This is a genomic window from uncultured Neisseria sp. (genome assembly GCF_951230505.1).
Lineage (GTDB): Bacteria > Pseudomonadota > Gammaproteobacteria > Burkholderiales > Neisseriaceae > Neisseria.
The window spans coordinates 1-20,242 of the sequence record NZ_CATNVN010000016.1 but is presented as its reverse complement, the minus strand read 5'-3'; the positions used below and the strand labels follow the sequence as shown (position 1 = coordinate 20,242).

The window sequence follows — 20,242 nt, the reverse complement described above, 5'->3', positions numbered from 1 at the left end:
CGCACGAGTTCGGGAGTGGCATTGTCGGTCAAATAAAGCGTCATCAACGGCTGGAAGGTGCTGCCTTCTGGCAGGGCGGCCATAATGCGCGCTTTGTATGCTTGGGCATCGGCAACGCTGACGACAGGCGGCTTCAGGTTGGGCATGATAACCGCGCGGCCCATTTGTCGAGCGGTGTACGGGGCAACGGCTTTGAGCGCGTCGCCGTCGCGCAGGTGTAAGTGCATATCGTCGGGGCGGATGATGGTCAGGGTTTGCATAGCTTACTTTCGAGTGGTTTGGTTTGATAATATTTCAGACGGCCTTTATTCGGCGGTAACGGTTTCTAGCAAGTTTGATGTTTTTCAACCGTCAACCGGCCTAAGGCAAAACGGCGGCCTTATTGTCGTAAGAATGATGGGTCAAATAAAAAACAGCCTGTACCGGAAAATGCTCGGACGACGTTGTTTTAACGGTCAGCAAGGTTTCTTTCGGACTGCCGGACGCGCGCCATGCGTAGGAAATCTGACGCATAGGCAACGGGGTTTCCGCCAAATTATCGGCACGCAACTCAGCGTTCAAACCTTGCGGCGGATTTTCTGCCAAAGCCAAAAATTGTTTGAAAATCAGATGGTCGTCGGCTTTAGCCGTGCGCACGCTGCAACTGTCTTCAGTCAGGCTCAAATAATAATCTGCGCCGTTTTCCGTTTTCTTCCAAATGCTTAATGCCTCCAAATCCATCATTCCGGCAGGCAAATCGGCAATATCTTTTTTCGACAATAAAACCAGTTTATTAGCATTGGCAAACTCGCCGACAAGGGCGGCATCGCCGTCTGCGGCCACGCAGCTTTGGCGGAACAAGTCGGTTACATTTTGGGCATAATCGGCAGCGTTCTGCGGCAAAACGCCTTCATTGCCACATGCACTGAGGCAGACGGCCAATACGGCGGCAGACAACGCAACGGCTTTAGACATTTCAGACGGCCTTTATTTGTGTTTCAACACCAGCTTGAACACGCCGTCGGCCTCGCTCGATTCCAACAAGATATGTCCGGTCTGACGGCAAAACGCTTCAAAATCGCCGGGCGCGCCGCCATCAGTAGCCAATACGGTCAGCACTTCTCCTTCCTGCATTTGCGCCAAAGCTTTTTTGGCACGCAAAATCGGCAGCGGGCATTTCAAACCAATGACATCCAGAGTTTGTGTATTCATGATGAAACTCGTCATATTAATCAGAATTAACGTCAATTATACCGCACTTACTTGCACCCCACCCTGCAAGCCCATAAAATAAAGCCGTTTTTCACTTTGGAGCTGTCTATGCGCCGTTTTGCCCTTCTCGCTCTCAGCCTTGCCGCGACTCAAGCATTTGCTTTGGGTTTCAGCCAAAAGGATACGCTGACCAACACGCGTTATCAGGAAAGCCCTGAAGAAGTTGCCGCACGCGAATTTAAAGAACACAAAGCCGAGTTGCCACCTCTGCCCGATACCCAATCGGGCGATTGGTTCGACCTCTATGTCAACGAAACCTACGGCAAGCAGCCCAAAATCCTGCTTAGCAGCCTGCAAATCATGCCTGCGCCTGACAACAGCATCCGCTACGTCTTGAACGTGCGCTCCGACAAAGGCTACGACAACCTCTCCGTCGAAGGCCTCTATTGCGCCCGAACGTCCTTTACTTACAGCAACGACAAGCGTTCGTCTTACAAAGTATTCGCTTACGGTGACACAGTAAACCACCGCTGGATCGAGCCGCGTAAAGGCGATTGGAAGCTAATCGGCAATGCGTTCAGCCGCAACGACGCCCTGCACACCGCCCTGTATCAGGCATTCTGTATCGACGGTATGCCGACAACGGTCGAAGGCTTGGTACAACGTTTGAAAGAACGCGGCGGCCGTCACGGCACAACGCTGACTAACCACGACAAATAAACCACTTTAATCAACAAAAAGGCCGTCTGAAATTTTTCAGACGGCCTTGTCATTCAAGACGGCTTAGAATTTGTGATACAGGCCCACAGAAGCGGCTTTTTGTTCAACGCCGCCTTTATTGGCTGCAGTCAGACGGGTTTTATTGCCGACTTTCAGATACGCCAGTTGGGCAACTACGCCGGTGCGTTTGCTGAAGGTGTATTGACCGCCGACAACGACTTGGTCGAATTTATCCACCAATTTCTCGCCGCTGTTCACGCCCTTGGCAGGCCAGCCGTGCGCGTAAGTAATGCGTGGAGTGACATTGCCCAATTTGTAGCCGACTGTTACCGCTGCATCAACTACTTTCACGGCTTCAGATTTGCCTGAATCGACAGTAATGTCACTACCCTTGTACTCATTAAAACCATCGGTGAAATAGCCTAAATATTCGTTGCCTGTCTCATGGCCTTTGGCATAGTGTACGCCGCCGCCGACAAAAAGATTGTCTTTATCGTAATAAGTTTCGACTTTGGCAATTTGCGCCGCCTTGACTTTGCCTGATTTGTCGGTGTACGCGCCGTTGTAGTGGCCGTAAGCCGCATTGGCGGTAAAGCCGTTTTTAGAGAAACTCACGCCACCGGTGTATTGGTCTTTGGCCGGTTTGGTGTGCGTGTATTTGTCTGAAGGATTGCGGTTATCGCGCGGTGCGTAAGACACGTTGAATTTGAATCCGCCGAAATCCGGGCTGTCGTAGCGTACAGCGGCGTTACGGTTGCCGGTACGGGTAAAGATGCCCAAGCCTGCGGCATTGGTTTTGTACATCCATGGATCGATGGTGTCTATTTCGTTCAGCATATTGCTGAGTTTACCGGCGCGAATCTTACCGAATTTACCTTGCAAACCGATGAAGGAATCACGAGTGGCAAAACCTTGGGAACCGCCCGTGATTGCTGTTTTTTGTTCTACCTGCCAAATGGCTTTCAAATCGCCGCCCAAGTTCTCGCTGCCTTTGAAACCGATACGGGAAGTATTGTCATTGATGCTGGTTGCGGTAGAGCTGGTTTCAGAACCTGCATCACCTTTGATTTTTACTTGACCGACGGTCACGCTGCTTTTGATTTGACCATACAGAATCACTTCTGCAGAGGCAGCCAGTGGCAAACCGGCAATAACCAAAGCGATAATCGATTTTTTCATTATTCTCTCCAAAACAAAGTTAAAATCTCGTGAAAACACGTTTAGCAATATTAATGTTTTCCAACGTTACAAACAACTATTTTCATCTTGATAGACACTTTTATTCATTAGAGTTTAGACTTTTTACAACATTTTTAAATAAAACAGGCCGTCTGAAAACAATTTCAGACGGCCTTTCCTATTTGCAGCGAAAACGTTACTTGGGTTGTCTTAAAAACTCCGGTTCAGGCAGATGCGGCACAGTTTAAAGCCATGCGCGACATTATCGGCGGCGAAAACAACCGTCCCGTACAACCTTTGAACGACCGCGAAGTCAATGAAGACAAATAACTTCTAAGGCCGTCTGAAAATAAAAAAGCACCCGGATAACGGGTGCTTTTTCAATCACATCAATCAGGCTTTTTTGTTACCCAACGCGGCTTTTACAAACGCGCTGAACAAAGGATGGCCTTTGCGCGGATTGGAAGTAAATTCCGGATGGAACTGACAAGCGAAGAACCAAGGATGATTTGGCAATTCGATGGTTTCAACCAAACGCTCGCGGCCTGCGGATACGCCGCCGATGATCAAACCGGCTTTTTCCAACTGAGGCACATAGTTGTTGTTAACTTCGTAGCGGTGACGATGGCGTTCGCGGATATGTTCGCTGCCGTAGATTTTTGCGGCAAGGCTGCCCGGTTTGAGGTCAACTTCTTGCGCACCCAAACGCATGGTACCGCCCAAATCGGCAGATTCATCGCGGGTTTCTACGCTGCCGTCTGCAGTTTGCCATTCATCAATCAGGGCAACGACCGGCGCGGCGCATTTCAAGTCAAACTCGGTAGAGTTCGCACCTTTCAAGCCTGCAACATCGCGGGCGTATTCGATCAGGGCGATTTGCATGCCCAAGCAGATACCCAAGTATGGCACGTTGTTTTCACGCGCATAGCGTACGGCGGCAATTTTGCCTTCCACGCCGCGTGAACCGAAGCCGCCCGGCACCAAAATCGCGTCCATGTCTTTGAGCATGGAAACGTCGCCATTGCCCTTCTCGATGCTTTCGCTGTCGACAAAGGTAATTTGTACGTCGGTTTCAGTATGAATACCGGCGTGTTTCAGTGCTTCGATCAGCGATTTGTAGGACTCGGTCAAATCAACGTATTTGCCAACCATCGCGATTTTGACGGTGTGTTTCGGATTTTGAATCGCGTGAACGATTTTCTTCCATTCGGTCAAATCGGCTTGTTTGACATTCAGTTGAAGCTGCTCGGTAATAATGCTGTCGATGCCTTGGTTGTGCAGCATTTCAGGGCATTCGTAAATGCTGTCCACATCGTAGCTGCCCACAATGGCGCGTTCTTCAACATTACAGAACAAAGCAATCTTACGGCGCTCGTCTGCAGGCATTTCTCTGTCCATACGGCAGATCAGGATGTCCGGTTGCAAACCGATGCTCAACATTTCTTTAACGGTATGCTGGGTCGGTTTGGTTTTGATTTCGCCGGCAGCGGCGATGTAAGGCACATAGCTCAGGTGGGCAAACAATGTATTGTTGCGGCCGAGCTGGCTGCGCATTTGACGGATGGCTTCCAAGAAAGGCAACGATTCGATATCGCCGACTGTACCGCCGATTTCAACAATCGCCACATCATAACCAGCCGCGCCTTCATGGATACGGAGTTTGATTTCATCGGTAATGTGCGGAATCACTTGTACGGTACCGCCCAAATAGTCGCCGCGACGCTCTTTGGCAATCACGTTTTCATAGACTTGGCCGGTACTGAAGCTGTTGCGGCGGGTCATGGTGGCGTTGATGAAACGCTCGTAGTGACCAAGGTCGAGGTCGGTTTCCGCGCCGTCATCGGTTACGAATACTTCACCGTGTTGAAACGGGCTCATGGTACCCGGGTCAACGTTGATATACGGGTCAAGCTTAAGCATGGTCACGTTCAAGCCACGCGACTCGAGAATAGTAGCAATAGAAGCGGCGGCGATACCTTTACCCAAAGAAGATACAACGCCGCCGGTTACGAAAATAAATTTAGTCATGATGTGATACCCATGTTGGAATGTGTGATTTTAACTTGAAGCAGCATATTCTGGCAAACGGCAAAAGCTTCAGGCCGTCTGAAAACAGCGTTTTCAGACGGCCTTATCATACTCATTCTATATATCAGCGCAGCTCGCGGCGCAGGATTTTGCCAACGTTGGATTTTGGCAACTCGTCGCGGAATTCGATGTCTTTCGGCACTTTATATGCCGTCAGTTCTTTGCGGCAGAAATCGATCAGTTCTTCCTTGGTCAAAGACGGGTCTTTGCGTACGACGAAGACCTTAATCGCTTCACCGGTTTTCTCGCTTGCCACGCCGATACAGGCGACTTCCAAGACTTTGTCGTTGCTGGCCACCACTTCTTCGATTTCGTTCGGATATACATTGAAACCGGATACCACAATCAAATCTTTTTTGCGGTCCACCAGCTTCAGCCAGCCTTTTTCATCCATCACGGCAATGTCACCGGTCTCTAAAAAGCCGCGTGCATCGATTGCTTTGGCGGTTTCTTCAGGACGGTTCCAATAGCCTTTCATCACTTGCGGACCGCGTACCCACAATTCGCCCGGCTGTCCGATAGGCACTTCTTTGCCGTCCGCATCACGTAATTCGACTTCAGTCGAAGGAACCGGCAAACCGATACCGCCGCTGTAAGCCTCGATATTCAAAGGATTGCAACATACGCCCGGGCTGGCTTCGGTCAAACCGTAAGCTTCCACAATCGGCGTACCGGTGATTTTTTTCCATTTTTCCGCTACGGCTTTTTGCGTTGCCATACCGCCGCCCAAAGTCAGCTTCAAACGGGAAAAATCGACTTCGGCGAAATCCGGACGGTTAACCATCGCATTAAACAGGGTATTCACACCGATGAACACGCTAATCGGCTCTTTTTTCAATTGACCGATAAATCCTTTCATATCGCGAGGGTTGGTAATCAGGATGATTTTAGAACCGGTATTCGCAAAGATCATCAGGTTTACCGTCAAGGCAAAGATATGATAAAGCGGCAACGCGGCAATAACCGTTTCTTTGCCTTCGTGCAGGCTGTTTTTAATCCATTCTTTTGCCTGCAACATATTGGCGCAGATATTGCCGTGACTGAGGACAGCGCCTTTTGCCAAACCAGTCGTGCCGCCTGTATATTGCAGCAAGGCAGTATCGTCGCGTGTCAACTCGACTGGTTTGAACGTATTTGCTGCACCTTGCTTCAATGCCGTCTGAAAAGTCACGGTATTGGGAATGCGGTATTCCGGCACCATTTTTTTCACTTTGCGGATGACAAAGTTCATCAACGCGCCCTTAATCATGCCGAACATCTCGCCGACCGACGCGACAATCACATGTTTGATTTGCGTACGCGGCAACACCAACTCCAATGTATTGGCAAAGTTCTCCAACACGACAATCGTTGTTGCACCGCTGTCTTTCAACTGATGCTCCAACTCGCGCGGCGTATAAAGCGGATTAGTATTCACTGCCACCAAACCTGCCTGCAAAATACCGAAAAGCGCAATCGGATATTGCAAAACGTTCGGCATCATAATTGCCACACGTTCACCGCGTGGCAGTTTCAATACGTTTTGCAGGTAAGATGCAAAATCGGTCGCCAACTTGCCCACTTCGGCATAAGTCAGCGTTTTGCCCATGTTTTGAAAAGCAGGTTTATCCGCAAATTTCTCAACACTTTGACGGAATACGTCACTGATGGAGCTGTATTGAGAAATATCGATTTCGGGGCTTACGCCTTGTTCATAGCTTTTGAGCCAGAGTTTTTCCATATTGATCAGTCTTTGTTTTAGTCGTTTTTAGAATGGAGGCCGTCTGAAAGGCTTGATTTAATCCGCCGCTTCGTTTTCAGACGGCCCTTTTATTAAGCTGTAATAATGACAGGCTTGTCGGTGGACATGATGATACCGCCGCCCAAGCATACATCGCCGTCGTACAGTACCGCTGATTGTCCAGGGGTTACCGCCCATTGCGGCTCATCAAAGACAAGCTCAATGGTTTCATCATCCAAGTAACGCAACGTGCAAGGCGCGTCAGCCATACGGTAGCGCGTTTTGCAGGTATAGCGGCCTTCTTTCGGGCGTTCGGGCAATGTGAAACTCAAATCGTTCATAATCAGGCTTTGCGTATAAAGCAAAGGATGGTCATGGCCTTGTACGACAATCAGTTCGTTTTTGGTCAAATCCTTGGCCGCGACAAACCATGGTTCGCCTGCGCCGCCGATACCCAAGCCTTTGCGTTGGCCCAGCGTGTAAAACATCAAACCGACGTGTTCGCCGACTACTTTGCCTTCAGGGGTAACCATTTTGCCATTATTGGTCGGCAGGTATTTTTGCAGAAATTCGCGGAACGGGCGTTCGCCGATAAAGCAAATACCGGTACTGTCTTTTTTGGTTGCAGTCGGTAATTTGAATTCTTCGGCAATACGGCGGACTTCAGGCTTTTCCAACTCGCCCAATGGGAAAATCGCGCGCTCAAGTTGGAAAGGTTTGAGACGGTACAGGAAATAGCTTTGGTCTTTGTTTTGATCCAAGCCTTTGAGCAGGTAATGCACGCCGTTGCGAACTTCTTTTCGGGCATAGTGTCCGGTGGCAATGGTATCGGCACCCTGCTCTATGGCGTAGTCCAAAAAGCATTTGAATTTGATTTCGGCATTGCACAAGACATCCGGGTTTGGCGTGCGGCCCGCGCTGTATTCTTTAAGGAAATAAGCAAATACGTTGTCTTTATATTGCGCGGCAAAATTGACGATGTCGATATCGATTCCGATGATATCGGCAACGGCAATAGCATCAAAGGAATCTTGTTTGATGCTGCAATATTCGTCGTTGTCGTCATCTTCCCAGTTCTGCATGAACACGCCGCTGATTTGATGGCCTTGCTGTTTGAGCAGAGCCGCGGTAACGGATGAATCGACGCCGCCGGAAAGGCCGACGATGATGTTTGCTGGTGTGTTGTGAGTATTCATGAGCGGAATGTGGGTTTCAAATACATTTTTTAAAGCGTGATTTTAGCACATTTTGATTTGACGACAGAAAAGGCCGTCTGCAAGCCCAATGACTTTCAGACGGCCTTTATATGCAAATTCAAGCAATTAGTGCTGATGTGCGCCACCGTGTGCGCCGTGATCGTGCTGCATGTCGGCTTTAGGTGCGGTTTTCACTTCCAGCTCGACAGTTTGAGGTTTCGCGTTTTTGAATTTCAGGGTTACAGGCACTTTTTCGCCTTCTTTCAATTGTTTTTTCAGACCCATGAACATAACGTGGTAGCTGCCTGGTTTCAGCTCGGTTACGCCTTTTGCAGCCAAAGGCACGCCGCCTTTAACTTCGCGCATACGCATAACACCGTTGTCGTTAATATGGGTGTGTACTTCAACACGTTCGGCAACAGGGCTGCTGCCACCTACCAAGAAGTCTTGTTTGGCTTCATCGTTTTGGATTTTCATGAATGCGCCACCCATTTTCATACCTTCGACAGTGGCACGTGCCCAACCGTCTTCAATATGGATACCGGCTGCAGATACGGAAGTTGCCAAGCCTGCCAGAATCAGGGTTGCCATTAATTTTTTCATGTTTTGCTCCTTGTGTTTGCCAAATGGCTGGGATATACAGCCTTCATCTTACAACCAAAGGCCGTCTGAAAACTTTGATATAGATTAATTAATACTATCTAATCCTAATGAATTACCATATTACCACATTTTTAAGCAGTTAATGCAATAATCCAAACAATAAATAACATGAACAAAGCCATCAGTTGCGCGGCCGAACCGGCATCTTTGGCACGCTTGGCCAGCTCGTGTTTTTCAGTAGAGGTATGGTCAACGGCTGCCTCGACGGCGGTATTGAACAATTCAGTAATCAGTGAAATAAACGATGCGACAACAAGCACCATTTTGATGGCCGAGCTGAAATCAAGGAACAAAGCCAAGACAATTAAAATCAGGTTCAACCAAAAAACTTGGCGAAATGCGCTTTCATAACGATACGCGGCAGCCAGTCCGTCTTTGGAATAACCAAACGCATTGATAATGCGCTTGATGCCATTTTTGCCTTTTTTTTCAGATGCGTAGGAGGATGGTTCCATCATATTCTCAACATAAAAAGGCCGTCTGAAAAGAAACGGTCGGGTTAATTTTCAGACGGCCTTTGGGTTTATTGTTTTGCCCAAGATGCTACGGCATCTGCAAACATGGCGGCAACGTCGAAATCTTTTTGCTTCATGATTTCTTGGAAGCCGGTCGGACTGGTTACGTTGACTTCGGTCAGGTTGCTGCCGATGACATCCAAACCGGCAAGCAAAATACCGCGCCGCTTCAACTCAGGCGCAAGGGTTTCTGCAATCTCACGGTCGTGCTCGCTCAACTCCTGAGCCACGCCACGACCGCCGGCAGCCAAGTTGCCGCGCGTTTCGCCGTTTTGCGGAATACGCGCCAAAGCATACGGAACAACTTCCCCGCCGATAATCAGAATGCGCTTGTCGCCATGTACGATTTCAGGAATATAACGTTGCGCCATGATGGTACGTGAATCAAGCTGCATCAGGGTTTCAAGGATACTGCCGATATTGGGGTCGGATTCGGTCAGACGGAAAATGCCCATACCACCCATGCCGTCCAACGGTTTGATGATGATGTTGCCGTGTTCTTTCAAAAAGGCACGGACATCGGCGGAACGTGTGGTAACCAAAGTCGGCGCGGTAAACTGGCTGAAGTTCAAAATCGCCAATTTCTCATTGAAATCACGCATTGCTTGTCCGCTGTTAAATACTTTTGCGCCCTGCTGCTCTGCCAAAGTTAAAAACTGGGTCGCATACAGATATTGCATATCAAACGGCGGATCAGTGCGCATAATGACCGCATCGAAATCTTTTAAGGCCGTCTGAACTTTTGCCTCTGATTTAAACCATTCGTGATCGTCATCGTTCTTCGCACCGACAAACTCAAATGCTGCTGCCTGAGCCACTACCAAACCTTCACGGACGGACAATTCTCCGCTCAAGGTATGAAAAAGCTGCCAACCGCGCTTTGCCATTTCACGCATCATGGCGTAAGTAGTGTCTTTATAGGTTTTAAAACTTGCCATTGGATCGGCGATAAACAGGACTTTCATCAAAATTTCCTTGTAAACAGACGATATAATCATACCTTGTATTCTGCCTGCCTGAAAAGGTGGCAAAATATAGAAAAGGCCGTCTGAATCCTATTTTCAGACGGCCTTGAAGCTTTTAGGCGGCTGCCAAATGCAAGAGTTCGGCGGCATGGCTGCGTGTGGTATCGGTAATGATTTCGCCACCCAGCATACGCGCGATTTCCTCAATGCGCTGATGATGGTTCAAGACACTGATTTCGCTGACGGTTTGCTCCCCTTCGCTATGCTTGCGGACCTGCCAATGGTTTTCACCGCAAGAGGCGACTTGAGGAAGATGGGTTACCGCCAAGACTTGATGTTTTTTACCTAAGGCACGCAAAGCTTTACCGACCATTTCAGCGACGCCGCCACCAATACCGGTATCCACTTCGTCAAAAATCAATGTCGGCACTTGCGTGTATTGGCTGGCAACCACTTGCAAAGCCAAGCTGATACGCGCCAATTCGCCACCGGAAGCCACTTTGTTCAAAGGTCGGGACGGATTGCCTTTATTCGCCGCCACTTGGAATTGCACCTGTTCCAGACCATGTGCGGTCGGCGAAGACGGCAACAAGACGATGTCAAAACGTGCGCCCTTCATGGCTAAATGTTGCATATGCTCGGTTGTTTCTTCGCCCAAACGGCCGGCCGCCTGATGACGCATGGCGGAAAGGATATGCGCGGCTTCGTGGTATTCGGCAAGATTACGTGCGACTGTATTCTTCAAAGCTTCCAAATCGGCAGCCGCGTGCAGGTTTTGCAGGCGCTCATCGATTTCTGCCAGCTTTTGAGGCAACTCTTCCGGCTCAATGCGGTATTTACGCGCCATACTCATCAATTCGCCCATACGGCTTTCTTGTGCGGCCAATTCATTAGGATCGATGTCGCTGCGACCAGCCACATCGCGCATATTGGCACTGATTTCACCCAACTCGGCTTCAATACTTGCCAACATATTCAGGCTCTCGGCAAAGCGCGGCTCAATGTTTTGCAGATTGCCCAGCAGTTTTTGGCATTGATAGATTTGACGTTGGATGCCGTTGTCTCCGTCTATACTGTCGCCCACCTGTTCGGCGGTTTGCAGCAACTCGGCCGAATGCGCCAGGCTATCGTGGCTTTGGCTTAAGGTTTCCCATTCGTTGGGTTTGAGCTCCAATTGGTTCAATTCATTAAACTGCCATTCCAAACGCTCGCGTTCGATGGCCATGGTTTCTGCCTGCTCTTGCGCTTCTTGTAGTGCCTTTTTCGCATTGACCCAATTTTGATAAAGCTGTTTGACCGTTTCTGCCTGCTCTTTGCTGTCGGCAAACGCATCCAACAACTCGCGTTGCGCAGACTCTTGATTCAACGAATGATGGGCATTTTGGCCGTGAATATCGATTAACTGCTCGCCAATAGCTTTCAGCTGCGCCAATGTTGCTGCCTGATTATTGATATAACTGCGACTTTTACCCTTGGCATCGATAATACGGCGAATGCTGAGCTCTTCGGCATCTTCTTCCAAAAGGCCTTGCTCCTGCAGCTTCGCTTTCAGTTCAGGCAAACCGCTGATGTCGAACAAAGCAGACAACTGCGCTTCTTTGGCGCCGCTGCGCACTTGGCTGTAATCGGCTTTATCGCCCAACAACAGACCAATCGCGTCCAAAGTAATCGATTTGCCTGCGCCGGTCTCGCCCGTCAATACGGTAAAGCCGTTTTGAAAATCAAGATTCAGGTTTTCAACAATGACAAAATCACGCAAAGAAAGTGCCAACAGCATTGTAGTATTCCTTAGTAAATCACCCGCACCTATGCGGAATAGCTTTAGATAAACTGATTATAACTAAGATTTTTTATAGTTTGAATCAGATTTTTCTTATAATTTATCTAAGATATTTATTTTAAACAAATTATTTTTTAAGCAGGCAATAAAAAGGCCGTCTGAATATTGCTACATGTTCAGACGGCCTAAATTTATTTTACTCTGCCAGTTCTACTTGTTCATGCCCCATCAATTCCTGTCCCACTCCGGCAAGCAGGTTCAGATAACGCTCATACTGCTTGAGCATATCTGCAATCAATTCTTTTTGCGTCATATATTGCACATCGTATCCATCGCGCCCATCCGAGAAATACGTCAACGGTATGAATGTTGCCGCATATTTGAAATGAGGCAGGCTGTTTTCACGAATCAACTGGTCGGTAATTTCCCGCTTTACGGATTTAATCCCATAGACAAAATCCCTTACCGTCCCTTTATGCACCACCAGCTCCACCGACGGCTCATCCTGTTGCAACAGGCAACGGATTTCTACGTCCATATTGTATTTTTCGGTCAATTCGTTTTTCAATTCCTGCATTGCCGGAAGCGCCGTATTTTTCATAAATTTGATGATATCGACTTCCTGCGTCTGATTCATCATTTGGCCAAGGCGTTCCCTCCAATGATCGCCCGACCAGAAAATACTGCTCGGATTGACGGCGGTTGCAAAATAGTTGGCATCGTTGTTCAGGGCTTTCCACAAAGAAACCATCATAAAAATCATCAACACCGCAAACGGCAGAGACGCAATCAGGGTCATGGTTTGCAAAATAGGCAAACCGCCGGCACCCAACAACACAATAGCCACAGCCGAAATCAACACACCCCACATAACCGATTGCCACTTGGGCGAAGCCAGCCCTTTATCGCGCGAAGCAATATTGTTTAGCACATAAATGCCCGAGTCGGCAGAAGTGATAAAAAACAGCGCAATCACCAGCAATGCCACCAAGCTGCTGACAACCGGCCACGGCAGATAATTCAAAAAGGCAAACAGCAGTTTTTCAGGCTCGTTGGTCAAGGCAGACAAGGCGCCGTTTGCCACATGCGTGTCCAGCCACAGGGCCGAATTGCCAAATACGGTAAACCACAAAATACTCATCAGGCTAGGCACTGCCAATACGCCAAAAATAAATTCGCGGATGGTCCTGCCTCGTGAGATTCGGGCAATGAACAAACCGACAAAAGGCGACCATGAACACCACCAAGCCCAATACAACACCGTCCAGCCGGTAAACCATTTTGTATGCTCAGGCTCATAGGTATATGACTTAAAGCTGAACGAAACGAAGTTGCTCAAATAAGTGCCCAAATTGTCGCTGAATGCAAAAATCAAATACGTCGTCGGCATGCTCAGCAGGACAAACAGCATCAAAGCCAGTGCCAACACCAAATTGGTTTCACTCAAAATTTTGACGCCTTTGCCCACGCCCGAAGTTGCGGAAAATATGGCAATCGCCATCACAACAACGATGATGCCGACTTGCAAGACATAGCTGTTGTCCTGCACCCAGCCCATCTTCAGCAAACCGGAACCCATTTGTGCCGCGCCAAATCCCAAGGTTGTGATAATACCGAACAAAGTCGCAATCAAAGCCATCACATCGATGGCATCGCCCATTTTGCCGTTGATTTTGTCTTTTAAAATCGGATAAAAGCAGGAGCGCAACGCCAGCGGCAATTTATAGCGGAAACCGAAATACGCCAAGGCAAGCGCAATGATTCCGTAGATTGCCCAGGCATGAATCCCCCAGTGGAACACCGTATGCAGAATCGCCTCTTGCGCATTGCCTTTGGCAATCGGGGAAGAGAAATGCGATAAAGGTTCGGCCACACCGAAAAACATCAAGCCCACGCCCATGCCGGCCGCAAACAGCATAGCCAGCCATGATAAAAACGAAAACTCAGGTTCATCCTCGTTTGTACCCAACCTGATACTGCCGAAGCTGCTGATGGGAAGCGCCAATAAGAAAATAAGGAATACAGAGAAAGTCAGAATATAAAACCAGCTGACATTTTGAAAAATAAACTGCTTCATGGCATTTAACAAAGCCTCAGTATTTTGAGGCCAAACCAAAGCAGCTGACAAAAGCAAAAGGACGAAGAAAAGCGTAATACCGACCACGCTTGGGTTGAAAGAAGATTTGTTTTGAATAAATTGTTTGAATTTCATATCGGTTCCGTAGTTGATACAGCGCATATTTGAAGAACAAACGGGCTGCCGATTGATAAAGAGGGAAACGTTTCCGTATGCCTTCTCAAACTATTACAGAATGAGAGATATTTATTCTAATAATTTTTAAATTATATCACAAAATCAATAAGTTACAAAATTAAACGAAAATTTTATTTAAAATCATAATGTTACATAACAATAAAAGCCGTCTGAAACACGATTGTTTCAGACGGCTTTTACATTCAAATCAATTAATCAGTCTACTTCCTGATTCTACTGCTTCTTCAGCTTCCTCATCGCCTGTCGGCGGCGTTTCCATCAAATCGGGCAACACCAGCTCGCCCAATTCAGTCAGCGGCGGCAATTCTTCCAAACTTTCCAAACGCAAATCGCTTAAGAATGTTGCCGTTGTTGCCCACAAAGCTGGACGGCCGACAGAATCACGGTGGCCGATGACTTCAATCCAGCCCCTATCCTGCAAGGTTTGCATCACATTTTGCGACACCGCTACGCCGCGTATGCCTTCGATATCGCCACGCGTTACCGGCTGCTGATAGGCAATAATCGCCAGCGTTTCCATCACGGCGCGGGAATAACGCGGCGCGCGCTGCTCTTGCAGGCTGCCAAGTCGTTCAAAGGCAGCTTGGGCGATTTGGAAACGCCAGCCCTCATGGGTATGCACCAGTTGCAAAGCCCTGCCCTGCCAACGGGCCTTCAGTTGCGCCAACACATCAATCAACTTGTCTTGCGACAATGGCGGCACGCACAATTCTCGCATGGCTTTTTCGTTTAAGGGTTCGACTTGCGTCAACAGCGCCGCTTCAATCAGCGCATCGGGAGAAAGTTTTTCAGTCATAATAAAATCAATGTTCAGACGGCATAAACAGCCAAAGGCCGTCTGAAAGATAATATGGTCAACGGTTTGTTACGCGCTCAAATGCGCTTTCAGTTTTTCTTCGTCCAAAAACCAATGGCAGATTTCGGTATCGCCATCTAACAAAACAGGTACCAGCTCATTGTACTTTTCTTCTAAAACCGGATCGGCATCAACATCGACAATATCCAGCTCAAATCCAAACTGCTCCTGATAAGGCTTTAATTGTTCGCGCATTTTGTGGCACAGGCTGCAATATTCCCGAAACATCAAGGTCAGTTTCATGGCGGTTACTCTCGGAGGGACAAAAGCGGCCATTGTATAGCAAAATGCCGCCAAACCATACAGGCATGACAAAGGCCGTCTGAAGGCGCGAAACAACGCCTTCAGACGGCCTTTATGTATCTTCTAAAATTAAGACTGAACGTTGATACCGGAAGTCACGGTATTTTGGGCACTGCTTGCAGTCAAAAATGACGCTGCCAATTCGCCGCAGCAACCGCAACAAGTCGCTACGCCTAATTGAGCCTGCAAATCGCTCATGGTGGTTGCACCGGCGGCGATGGTCTCTTTGATGTCGTGGTCGGTAATGGCATTGCAGATACATACAAACATAATGTGCTCCAATTATTCTTGTTACTCTCTATAGTTGAGAGTAGGATTTATTCTTGAATGTAAATATAAATAAAAACGGTTTGCATTGCAATATTGGCACTGTCCTTTTGCTTTGAAATTTTTCTATGAAATTTTATATTTTGATTGATATTTTATAATTTTAAAGTTTGATAACCTTTCAGACGGCCTTAATGACAAAAAGCGGCATCTTCGAGATGCCGCCTTTATTTATGAACGGGAATGGTGTTCATCGACCATGTTTTTCAAACGGATATTGGCAACATGGGTATAAATCTGCGTAGTATTGATATCGGAATGTCCCAACATCATCTGGACTGAGCGCAAATCGACGCCGTGATTGACCAAATGCGTGGCAAAAGCATGGCGCAAACCGTGCGGGCTGAGCGAAGCAATACCGGCCGCTTCGGCATATTCTTTGACTATCATCCATGCAAGCTGACGGCTGATGCCACTGCGTTTCTGGCTGACAAACACTTCATCGCAAATTTTGTTTTTCAGCAACAACGGGCGCGATTCGTTGCAATAGCGTTCCACCCAATACGCCGCTTCCTGCCCCAGCGGAACCAGACGCAATTTGTCACCCTTGCCTATGGTACGGATACTGCCGCGATGTAAATCGATATCGCTGAGCGTCAATTTGACGGCTTCGGTCACGCGCAAACCTGTTGCATACATGACTTCGAGCAAGGCTTTGTCGCGCAGTCCGTGCGGCGTTTCCACATCCGGTGCAGCCAGCAACGCATCGATTTGGGCTTCAGTAATCAGCGTGGGCAGTTTGCGTTCCGATTTCGGCGCTTTAAGAAAACGGGTGGGATTGTCTGCTCTTTGCCCTGTTTCTTCTAGCCAGCCGTACATGCGCTTGCAAGCCGACAATGCCCGCGCTTGGGACGTGTTTTTTTCTCCCTCCGCATACACGGCATCAGACAGGGCAAATTCATCGGCACTCAACCAATCCTGCCCACCCTCGGCCAACCGCGCAGCGACTTTGACCAAATCACGGCGGTAACTTTGCAGCGTATTGTGGCTGAGCCTGTCTTGCAGCCAAAGGGATTCAAGCAGCTTGTCTATTAAATCGTCCATATTCATCAAACTGTATTGAAAGGCCGTCTGAACGGCATGGCTTTACATCCGTTCAGACGGCCTTTAGGTTTTCAAAGCCCTATTTAAGAGGCTTGAGAAATTGTATCCAAAACTTCTTGCGCGTGTCCGGCCACTTTGACTTTGCGCCATTCATGGGCGATTTCGCCGTTTTCGTCCAGCACAAACGTGCTGCGCTCAATGCCGAGGGATTCTTTGCCGTAAAGCTTTTTCAGCTTGATCACGTCAAACAGTTTGCAGACAGTTTCTTCTTTGTCGCTCAACAATTCAAACTGGAAACCTTGTTTAGCGCAGAAATTCTGATGCGATTTGACACCGTCGCGCGAAATGCCGACAACGGTATAGCCCAATGCTTTGAATTGTTCCAATCTGGCATTGAAATCCAAGCCTTCGGTGGTACAGCCGGGCGTGCTGTCTTTAGGATAAAAATAGACAACCAACGGCAAATGTTCGGCGGAATTAAAATCGCTGCCGGAAGAAGATGGGAGTGTGAATTGATATTTTGACATATTATTCCTTTCAGACGGCCTAAACCTAGCCTGCGTTTATTTTTCGCTTAAATTCAAATAACTGCGCGTACCTTGAAAATCTTCCAATGCGCGCAACAAAAGCTGGAAGTGGTCGTCATTGCCGGCCAAATCCAACTCATCGGCATTGACGGTCAGCAAAGGCGCGCTTTGATACAAATGAAAGAAATGGCTGTATTCGTCATGCACCCGTCCCAAATAGCCTTCGGGAAACAAGCTGATGATACCTTCGTGACGTTTTTGCAGGCGTTTGCGGTTGTTTTCGACAGCGGTTTGCAGATAAATCACCACATCAGGCTCCGCATATTGCGGCAAAATACGTTGCTTCATATCGGCAAAAAGCTGCTGCTCGTCATCATTCAAAACGATGGGCGTAAAAATACGGTCTTTTTCCGGCAAAAAATCAGCCACAACCATTCCGCCTTGCGCGCATTGGTCTTCAATAATATTCACGCTTTCAGCGCGGCGCGTCAGGAAGAAAAGCTCGGCAGCCAAGCCATTATTGGAAACATTGCTGTAAAACTTCATGAGAAACGGATTGTGATCCGGATTCTCCGACAACAGCAACGCGCTGAAATGCTCTGCCAAGCGGCGGCTCAAAGCGGTCTTACCGCTACCGATGGCGCCTTCGACAACAATATAACGAGGATTCATAGTAACTCTTTGTAATGTGTTTCCCAACAATATTTTATAGCAAAAAAGGCGTGTCCAACACGCCCTTTCTTGTTTTAGTCCGTTTTTCAGACGGCCCTTATTCTTTCAACAGGCGAATACCCTGCCCGCCCAAAGCCTGAGCCAAATCAGCCGCACGGCCATGCTCGCCCAACTCGAAATCCGGAAGAATTTCAGCCAACGGCAACATAACGAAACTGCGCTCATGCGCGCGCGGATGCGGCAAGGTCAGATGCGGGTCATCGCTGCGGATACCATCAAAATCGATGATATCCAAGTCCAAAGTGCGCGGCGCATTACGGAAGGTACGTTCGCGCCCAAATTCGGCCTCGATGCGGTTTAACTCTGCCAACAGCGCCACGCCGTCCAATGAAGTTTTCACGGTACAAACGGCGTTCACAAAATCGGGCTGATCGTCATAGCCGACCGGCGCAGTCAAATACAAGGAAGAAGCCTTTTCGAGCCGGATATGCGGATGCGCGTCCAATTCGGCCAAAGCTGCGCGAACCTGTTCGGTAGGATTGGCAAGATTGCTGCCCAAAGCAATAACGGCAAAATGCGGATACATTTCAGACGGCCTCTTTTAAAACGGCAGCGTTTTGGTTTTGGCAAGGAAAACAATCGTGGCAACACACGACATGGCCAAAACGTAGACGATATAGAATTTCGGCGAACGCGGACGCGAACGCATCATAATCATGCCCAACACAATATAAACCAGCAACAGCAGGATTTTCATGCCGAGCCACGGCGCATTGAACGGCGAAAAATGGGTAATCTTCATCAGCCACAAGCCGGTAAACAGCAACATGGTGTCATTCAAATGCGGCATGGCTTTCCAAATACCTGCCAACGGCTTCTCAGGATGACGCCAGAGCAGGAAAAAACGGATGTTGAACAACAGGATGGTAATGGCAACGAAAATCTGATGGCTGTATTTTACAAACAGATATTGCATGGCAGTTTCTTATGTTAAGGGTTGAAAAACAAAGCAGCTATTTTACCGCAAACATCTATTTCTGACGCAACTTTTCAATCGCCAGCAGATAGGGAGGCGCATTGCGGCGGTTGACAAAGCCATAGCGTAACACGGCAAAGGCTTCCTGCGGCAAAGTTTCCGCCCATTGCACAATCGCCTCAGCCTCTATTCGGCCGGCTTCATGTCCCGGATACAATACCGCCACAGCAAGGCCGTCTTCTTTCAGCAAACCCAAAGTATCCGTCAGCGCACGGATACTGCTTGCCGCTTCAGTCGTACAGCTTTTATCGCCTCCCGGCAGCCAACCGAAATTAAATACTGCGGCATCTAAAGGCTCGTCGATATAGGATAAAAGGTTTTCATGGCCGTCATGTATCAGGGCTACCCGACCATCTACGCCGTTTTCTTTCAGACGGCCTTGAGTCTGCGCCAGTGCTTTAGATTGCACATCAAACGCCCACACCCTACCCGTTTCGCCAACCAACTGCGCCAACAGCAAAGTATCATGCCCGTTTCCGGCCGTCGCATCCAAAGCGCGGCCGCCTGATTTTAAGGCTTGTTGTAACAGGGAATGTGCAAAGGGAAGAATGTTTTCAAGCAGCATGATAAAGGTCGTCTGAAAATAAAAATACCCTACCGCAAAAGCGGTAAGGTATTGAAAAACAGGAATGCGTTACATCATTTATTCGGCAGGTTGTTGCACAGTCTCAACTTGAACCGGAGCAGCTGCGGCAGCGGCTTGAGGTTGTTTGTTTTCGTGTTGCAGGCTGACTGCGCGTGCAGGAACGATTGTTGAGATAGCGTGTTTGTAAACCATTTGAGTGACGGAAGTATTACGCAGCAGAACAACGTACTGGTCGAATGATTCCACTTGGCCTTGCAGCTTGATGCCGTTTACCAAGTAGATCGAAACCGGAACGTGCTCTTTACGCAACGCATTCAAAAAAGGATCTTGTAACATTTGTCCTTTAGCTGTCATATTCTTGAGCTCCATTATTATGATTGTAAAGACGCCAAAATCGGCGTTTGATGGGATTGTAGCCCCGAATAGGATAAATTACCAACTATTTTTTTCTATCACACCGTTTAGGAATCCAGCAATAAGGGAACTTCCCGTCAAACCGACTGTTTCATTTCCATATTCACAACGACCCCAAATCCAAATTTTATGTTTTTTTAAACTCGGCAAATCCTATCGAAAATATGCTACGAAACTCTAATGAG

General features: G+C 48.2%; 23 protein-coding genes and 1 pseudogene. 2 read left to right on the top strand and 22 right to left on the bottom strand.

The genetic code is table 11. The features are described 5' to 3' along the window. The 3 genes and pseudogenes from Q1M25_RS02285 to Q1M25_RS02275 form a co-directional block, all read right to left on the bottom strand. Positions 1-260: pseudogene (locus Q1M25_RS02285) on the bottom strand (dihydroorotase); the annotation flags it as partial. A 100-nt stretch (positions 261-360) separates the two neighbouring features. Continuing rightward, a complete protein-coding gene (locus Q1M25_RS02280) occupies positions 361-954 on the bottom strand; it encodes a hypothetical protein (RefSeq protein ID WP_300481330.1) in 594 nt (197 codons plus the stop codon). Positions 955-966: 12 nt separating this feature from the next. Beyond that, positions 967-1,191: a sulfurtransferase TusA family protein gene (locus Q1M25_RS02275; protein ID WP_150537589.1), complete on the bottom strand. Its 225-nt coding sequence runs from the start codon at positions 1,189-1,191 to the stop codon at positions 967-969. A gap of 108 nt (positions 1,192-1,299) precedes the next feature. Here Q1M25_RS02275 and Q1M25_RS02270 point away from each other — a divergent pair, with 108 nt between their 5' ends. Continuing rightward, a complete protein-coding gene (locus Q1M25_RS02270) occupies positions 1,300-1,911 on the top strand; it encodes a CNP1-like family protein (protein WP_063067910.1) in 612 nt (203 codons plus the stop codon). A 63-nt stretch (positions 1,912-1,974) separates the two neighbouring features. Here Q1M25_RS02270 and Q1M25_RS02265 read toward each other — a convergent pair whose 3' ends face one another. Further along, positions 1,975-3,090, bottom strand: coding sequence for a porin (locus tag Q1M25_RS02265; RefSeq protein ID WP_300481327.1), 1,116 nt, complete (start codon positions 3,088-3,090; stop codon positions 1,975-1,977). 180 nt (positions 3,091-3,270) lie between these two features. On the opposite strand from Q1M25_RS02265, the gene Q1M25_RS02260 reads away from it, so the two are divergent. Next, entirely contained in the window at positions 3,271-3,420 is a 150-nt protein-coding gene (locus tag Q1M25_RS02260) for a carbonic anhydrase family protein (protein WP_234395483.1), read from the top strand. A gap of 63 nt (positions 3,421-3,483) precedes the next feature. Here Q1M25_RS02260 and Q1M25_RS02255 read toward each other — a convergent pair whose 3' ends face one another. The 18 genes from Q1M25_RS02255 to hfq all read right to left on the bottom strand — a co-directional run bounded on the left by Q1M25_RS02255 (position 3,484) and on the right by hfq (position 19,997). Then, positions 3,484-5,118: a CTP synthase gene (locus Q1M25_RS02255; RefSeq protein ID WP_300481322.1), complete on the bottom strand. Its 1,635-nt coding sequence runs from the start codon at positions 5,116-5,118 to the stop codon at positions 3,484-3,486. 124 nt (positions 5,119-5,242) lie between these two features. Continuing rightward, positions 5,243-6,898: an AMP-binding protein gene (locus tag Q1M25_RS02250; RefSeq protein WP_300481319.1), complete on the bottom strand. Its 1,656-nt coding sequence runs from the start codon at positions 6,896-6,898 to the stop codon at positions 5,243-5,245. A 92-nt stretch (positions 6,899-6,990) separates the two neighbouring features. Further along, positions 6,991-8,094, bottom strand: a complete 1,104-nt coding sequence (gene mnmA, locus Q1M25_RS02245) for a tRNA 2-thiouridine(34) synthase MnmA (protein WP_063067915.1) — start codon at positions 8,092-8,094, stop codon at positions 6,991-6,993. A 126-nt stretch (positions 8,095-8,220) separates the two neighbouring features. Further along, on the bottom strand, positions 8,221-8,697 hold the full coding sequence (locus Q1M25_RS02240; protein ID WP_049331348.1) for a copper chaperone PCu(A)C: 477 nt from the start codon (positions 8,695-8,697) through the stop codon (positions 8,221-8,223). A gap of 131 nt (positions 8,698-8,828) precedes the next feature. Beyond that, on the bottom strand, positions 8,829-9,212 hold the full coding sequence (locus Q1M25_RS02235; protein ID WP_300481333.1) for a diacylglycerol kinase: 384 nt from the start codon (positions 9,210-9,212) through the stop codon (positions 8,829-8,831). Between the two features lie 68 nt (positions 9,213-9,280). Further along, complete coding sequence (gshB, locus tag Q1M25_RS02230) at positions 9,281-10,237, bottom strand: glutathione synthase (protein ID WP_300481314.1); 957 nt, start codon at positions 10,235-10,237, stop codon at positions 9,281-9,283. Between the two features lie 115 nt (positions 10,238-10,352). Beyond that, a complete protein-coding gene (gene recN / locus Q1M25_RS02225; protein ID WP_300481311.1) occupies positions 10,353-12,014 on the bottom strand; it encodes a DNA repair protein RecN in 1,662 nt (553 codons plus the stop codon). A gap of 199 nt (positions 12,015-12,213) precedes the next feature. Further along, positions 12,214-14,229, bottom strand: coding sequence for a BCCT family transporter (locus Q1M25_RS02220; RefSeq protein WP_300481308.1), 2,016 nt, complete (start codon positions 14,227-14,229; stop codon positions 12,214-12,216). 250 nt (positions 14,230-14,479) lie between these two features. Then, positions 14,480-15,088: an SMC-Scp complex subunit ScpB gene (locus Q1M25_RS02215; protein WP_004519443.1), complete on the bottom strand. Its 609-nt coding sequence runs from the start codon at positions 15,086-15,088 to the stop codon at positions 14,480-14,482. Positions 15,089-15,157: 69 nt separating this feature from the next. After that, the gene (locus tag Q1M25_RS02210; RefSeq protein WP_070461515.1) at positions 15,158-15,391 is read right to left on the bottom strand and encodes a glutaredoxin family protein; all 234 of its coding nucleotides are present in this window, start codon (positions 15,389-15,391) and stop codon (positions 15,158-15,160) included. Between the two features lie 129 nt (positions 15,392-15,520). Next, positions 15,521-15,721 (bottom strand): (2Fe-2S)-binding protein, encoded by a 201-nt coding sequence (locus Q1M25_RS02205; protein ID WP_300481303.1) that lies wholly within the window; start codon positions 15,719-15,721, stop codon positions 15,521-15,523. Positions 15,722-15,949: 228 nt separating this feature from the next. Beyond that, positions 15,950-16,822: a site-specific tyrosine recombinase XerD gene (gene xerD / locus Q1M25_RS02200; protein WP_049331358.1), complete on the bottom strand. Its 873-nt coding sequence runs from the start codon at positions 16,820-16,822 to the stop codon at positions 15,950-15,952. A gap of 83 nt (positions 16,823-16,905) precedes the next feature. After that, on the bottom strand, positions 16,906-17,349 hold the full coding sequence (locus Q1M25_RS02195) for a peroxiredoxin (RefSeq protein ID WP_003683206.1): 444 nt from the start codon (positions 17,347-17,349) through the stop codon (positions 16,906-16,908). Positions 17,350-17,385: 36 nt separating this feature from the next. Next, positions 17,386-18,021 (bottom strand): deoxynucleoside kinase, encoded by a 636-nt coding sequence (locus tag Q1M25_RS02190; RefSeq protein WP_070590983.1) that lies wholly within the window; start codon positions 18,019-18,021, stop codon positions 17,386-17,388. 97 nt (positions 18,022-18,118) lie between these two features. After that, positions 18,119-18,607, bottom strand: a complete 489-nt coding sequence (folK, locus tag Q1M25_RS02185) for a 2-amino-4-hydroxy-6-hydroxymethyldihydropteridine diphosphokinase (protein WP_101755357.1) — start codon at positions 18,605-18,607, stop codon at positions 18,119-18,121. 15 nt (positions 18,608-18,622) lie between these two features. Further along, the gene (locus tag Q1M25_RS02180) at positions 18,623-18,997 is read right to left on the bottom strand and encodes a SirB2 family protein (RefSeq protein ID WP_003681989.1); all 375 of its coding nucleotides are present in this window, start codon (positions 18,995-18,997) and stop codon (positions 18,623-18,625) included. A 55-nt stretch (positions 18,998-19,052) separates the two neighbouring features. Further along, positions 19,053-19,622 carry a class I SAM-dependent methyltransferase gene (locus Q1M25_RS02175; RefSeq protein ID WP_300481293.1) on the bottom strand — a complete coding sequence of 190 codons (570 nt, stop codon included), beginning with the start codon at positions 19,620-19,622 and terminating at the stop codon, positions 19,053-19,055. Positions 19,623-19,700: 78 nt separating this feature from the next. After that, positions 19,701-19,997: an RNA chaperone Hfq gene (gene hfq / locus Q1M25_RS02170; RefSeq protein ID WP_036493792.1), complete on the bottom strand. Its 297-nt coding sequence runs from the start codon at positions 19,995-19,997 to the stop codon at positions 19,701-19,703. Between the last annotated feature and the right edge of the window lie 245 nt (positions 19,998-20,242).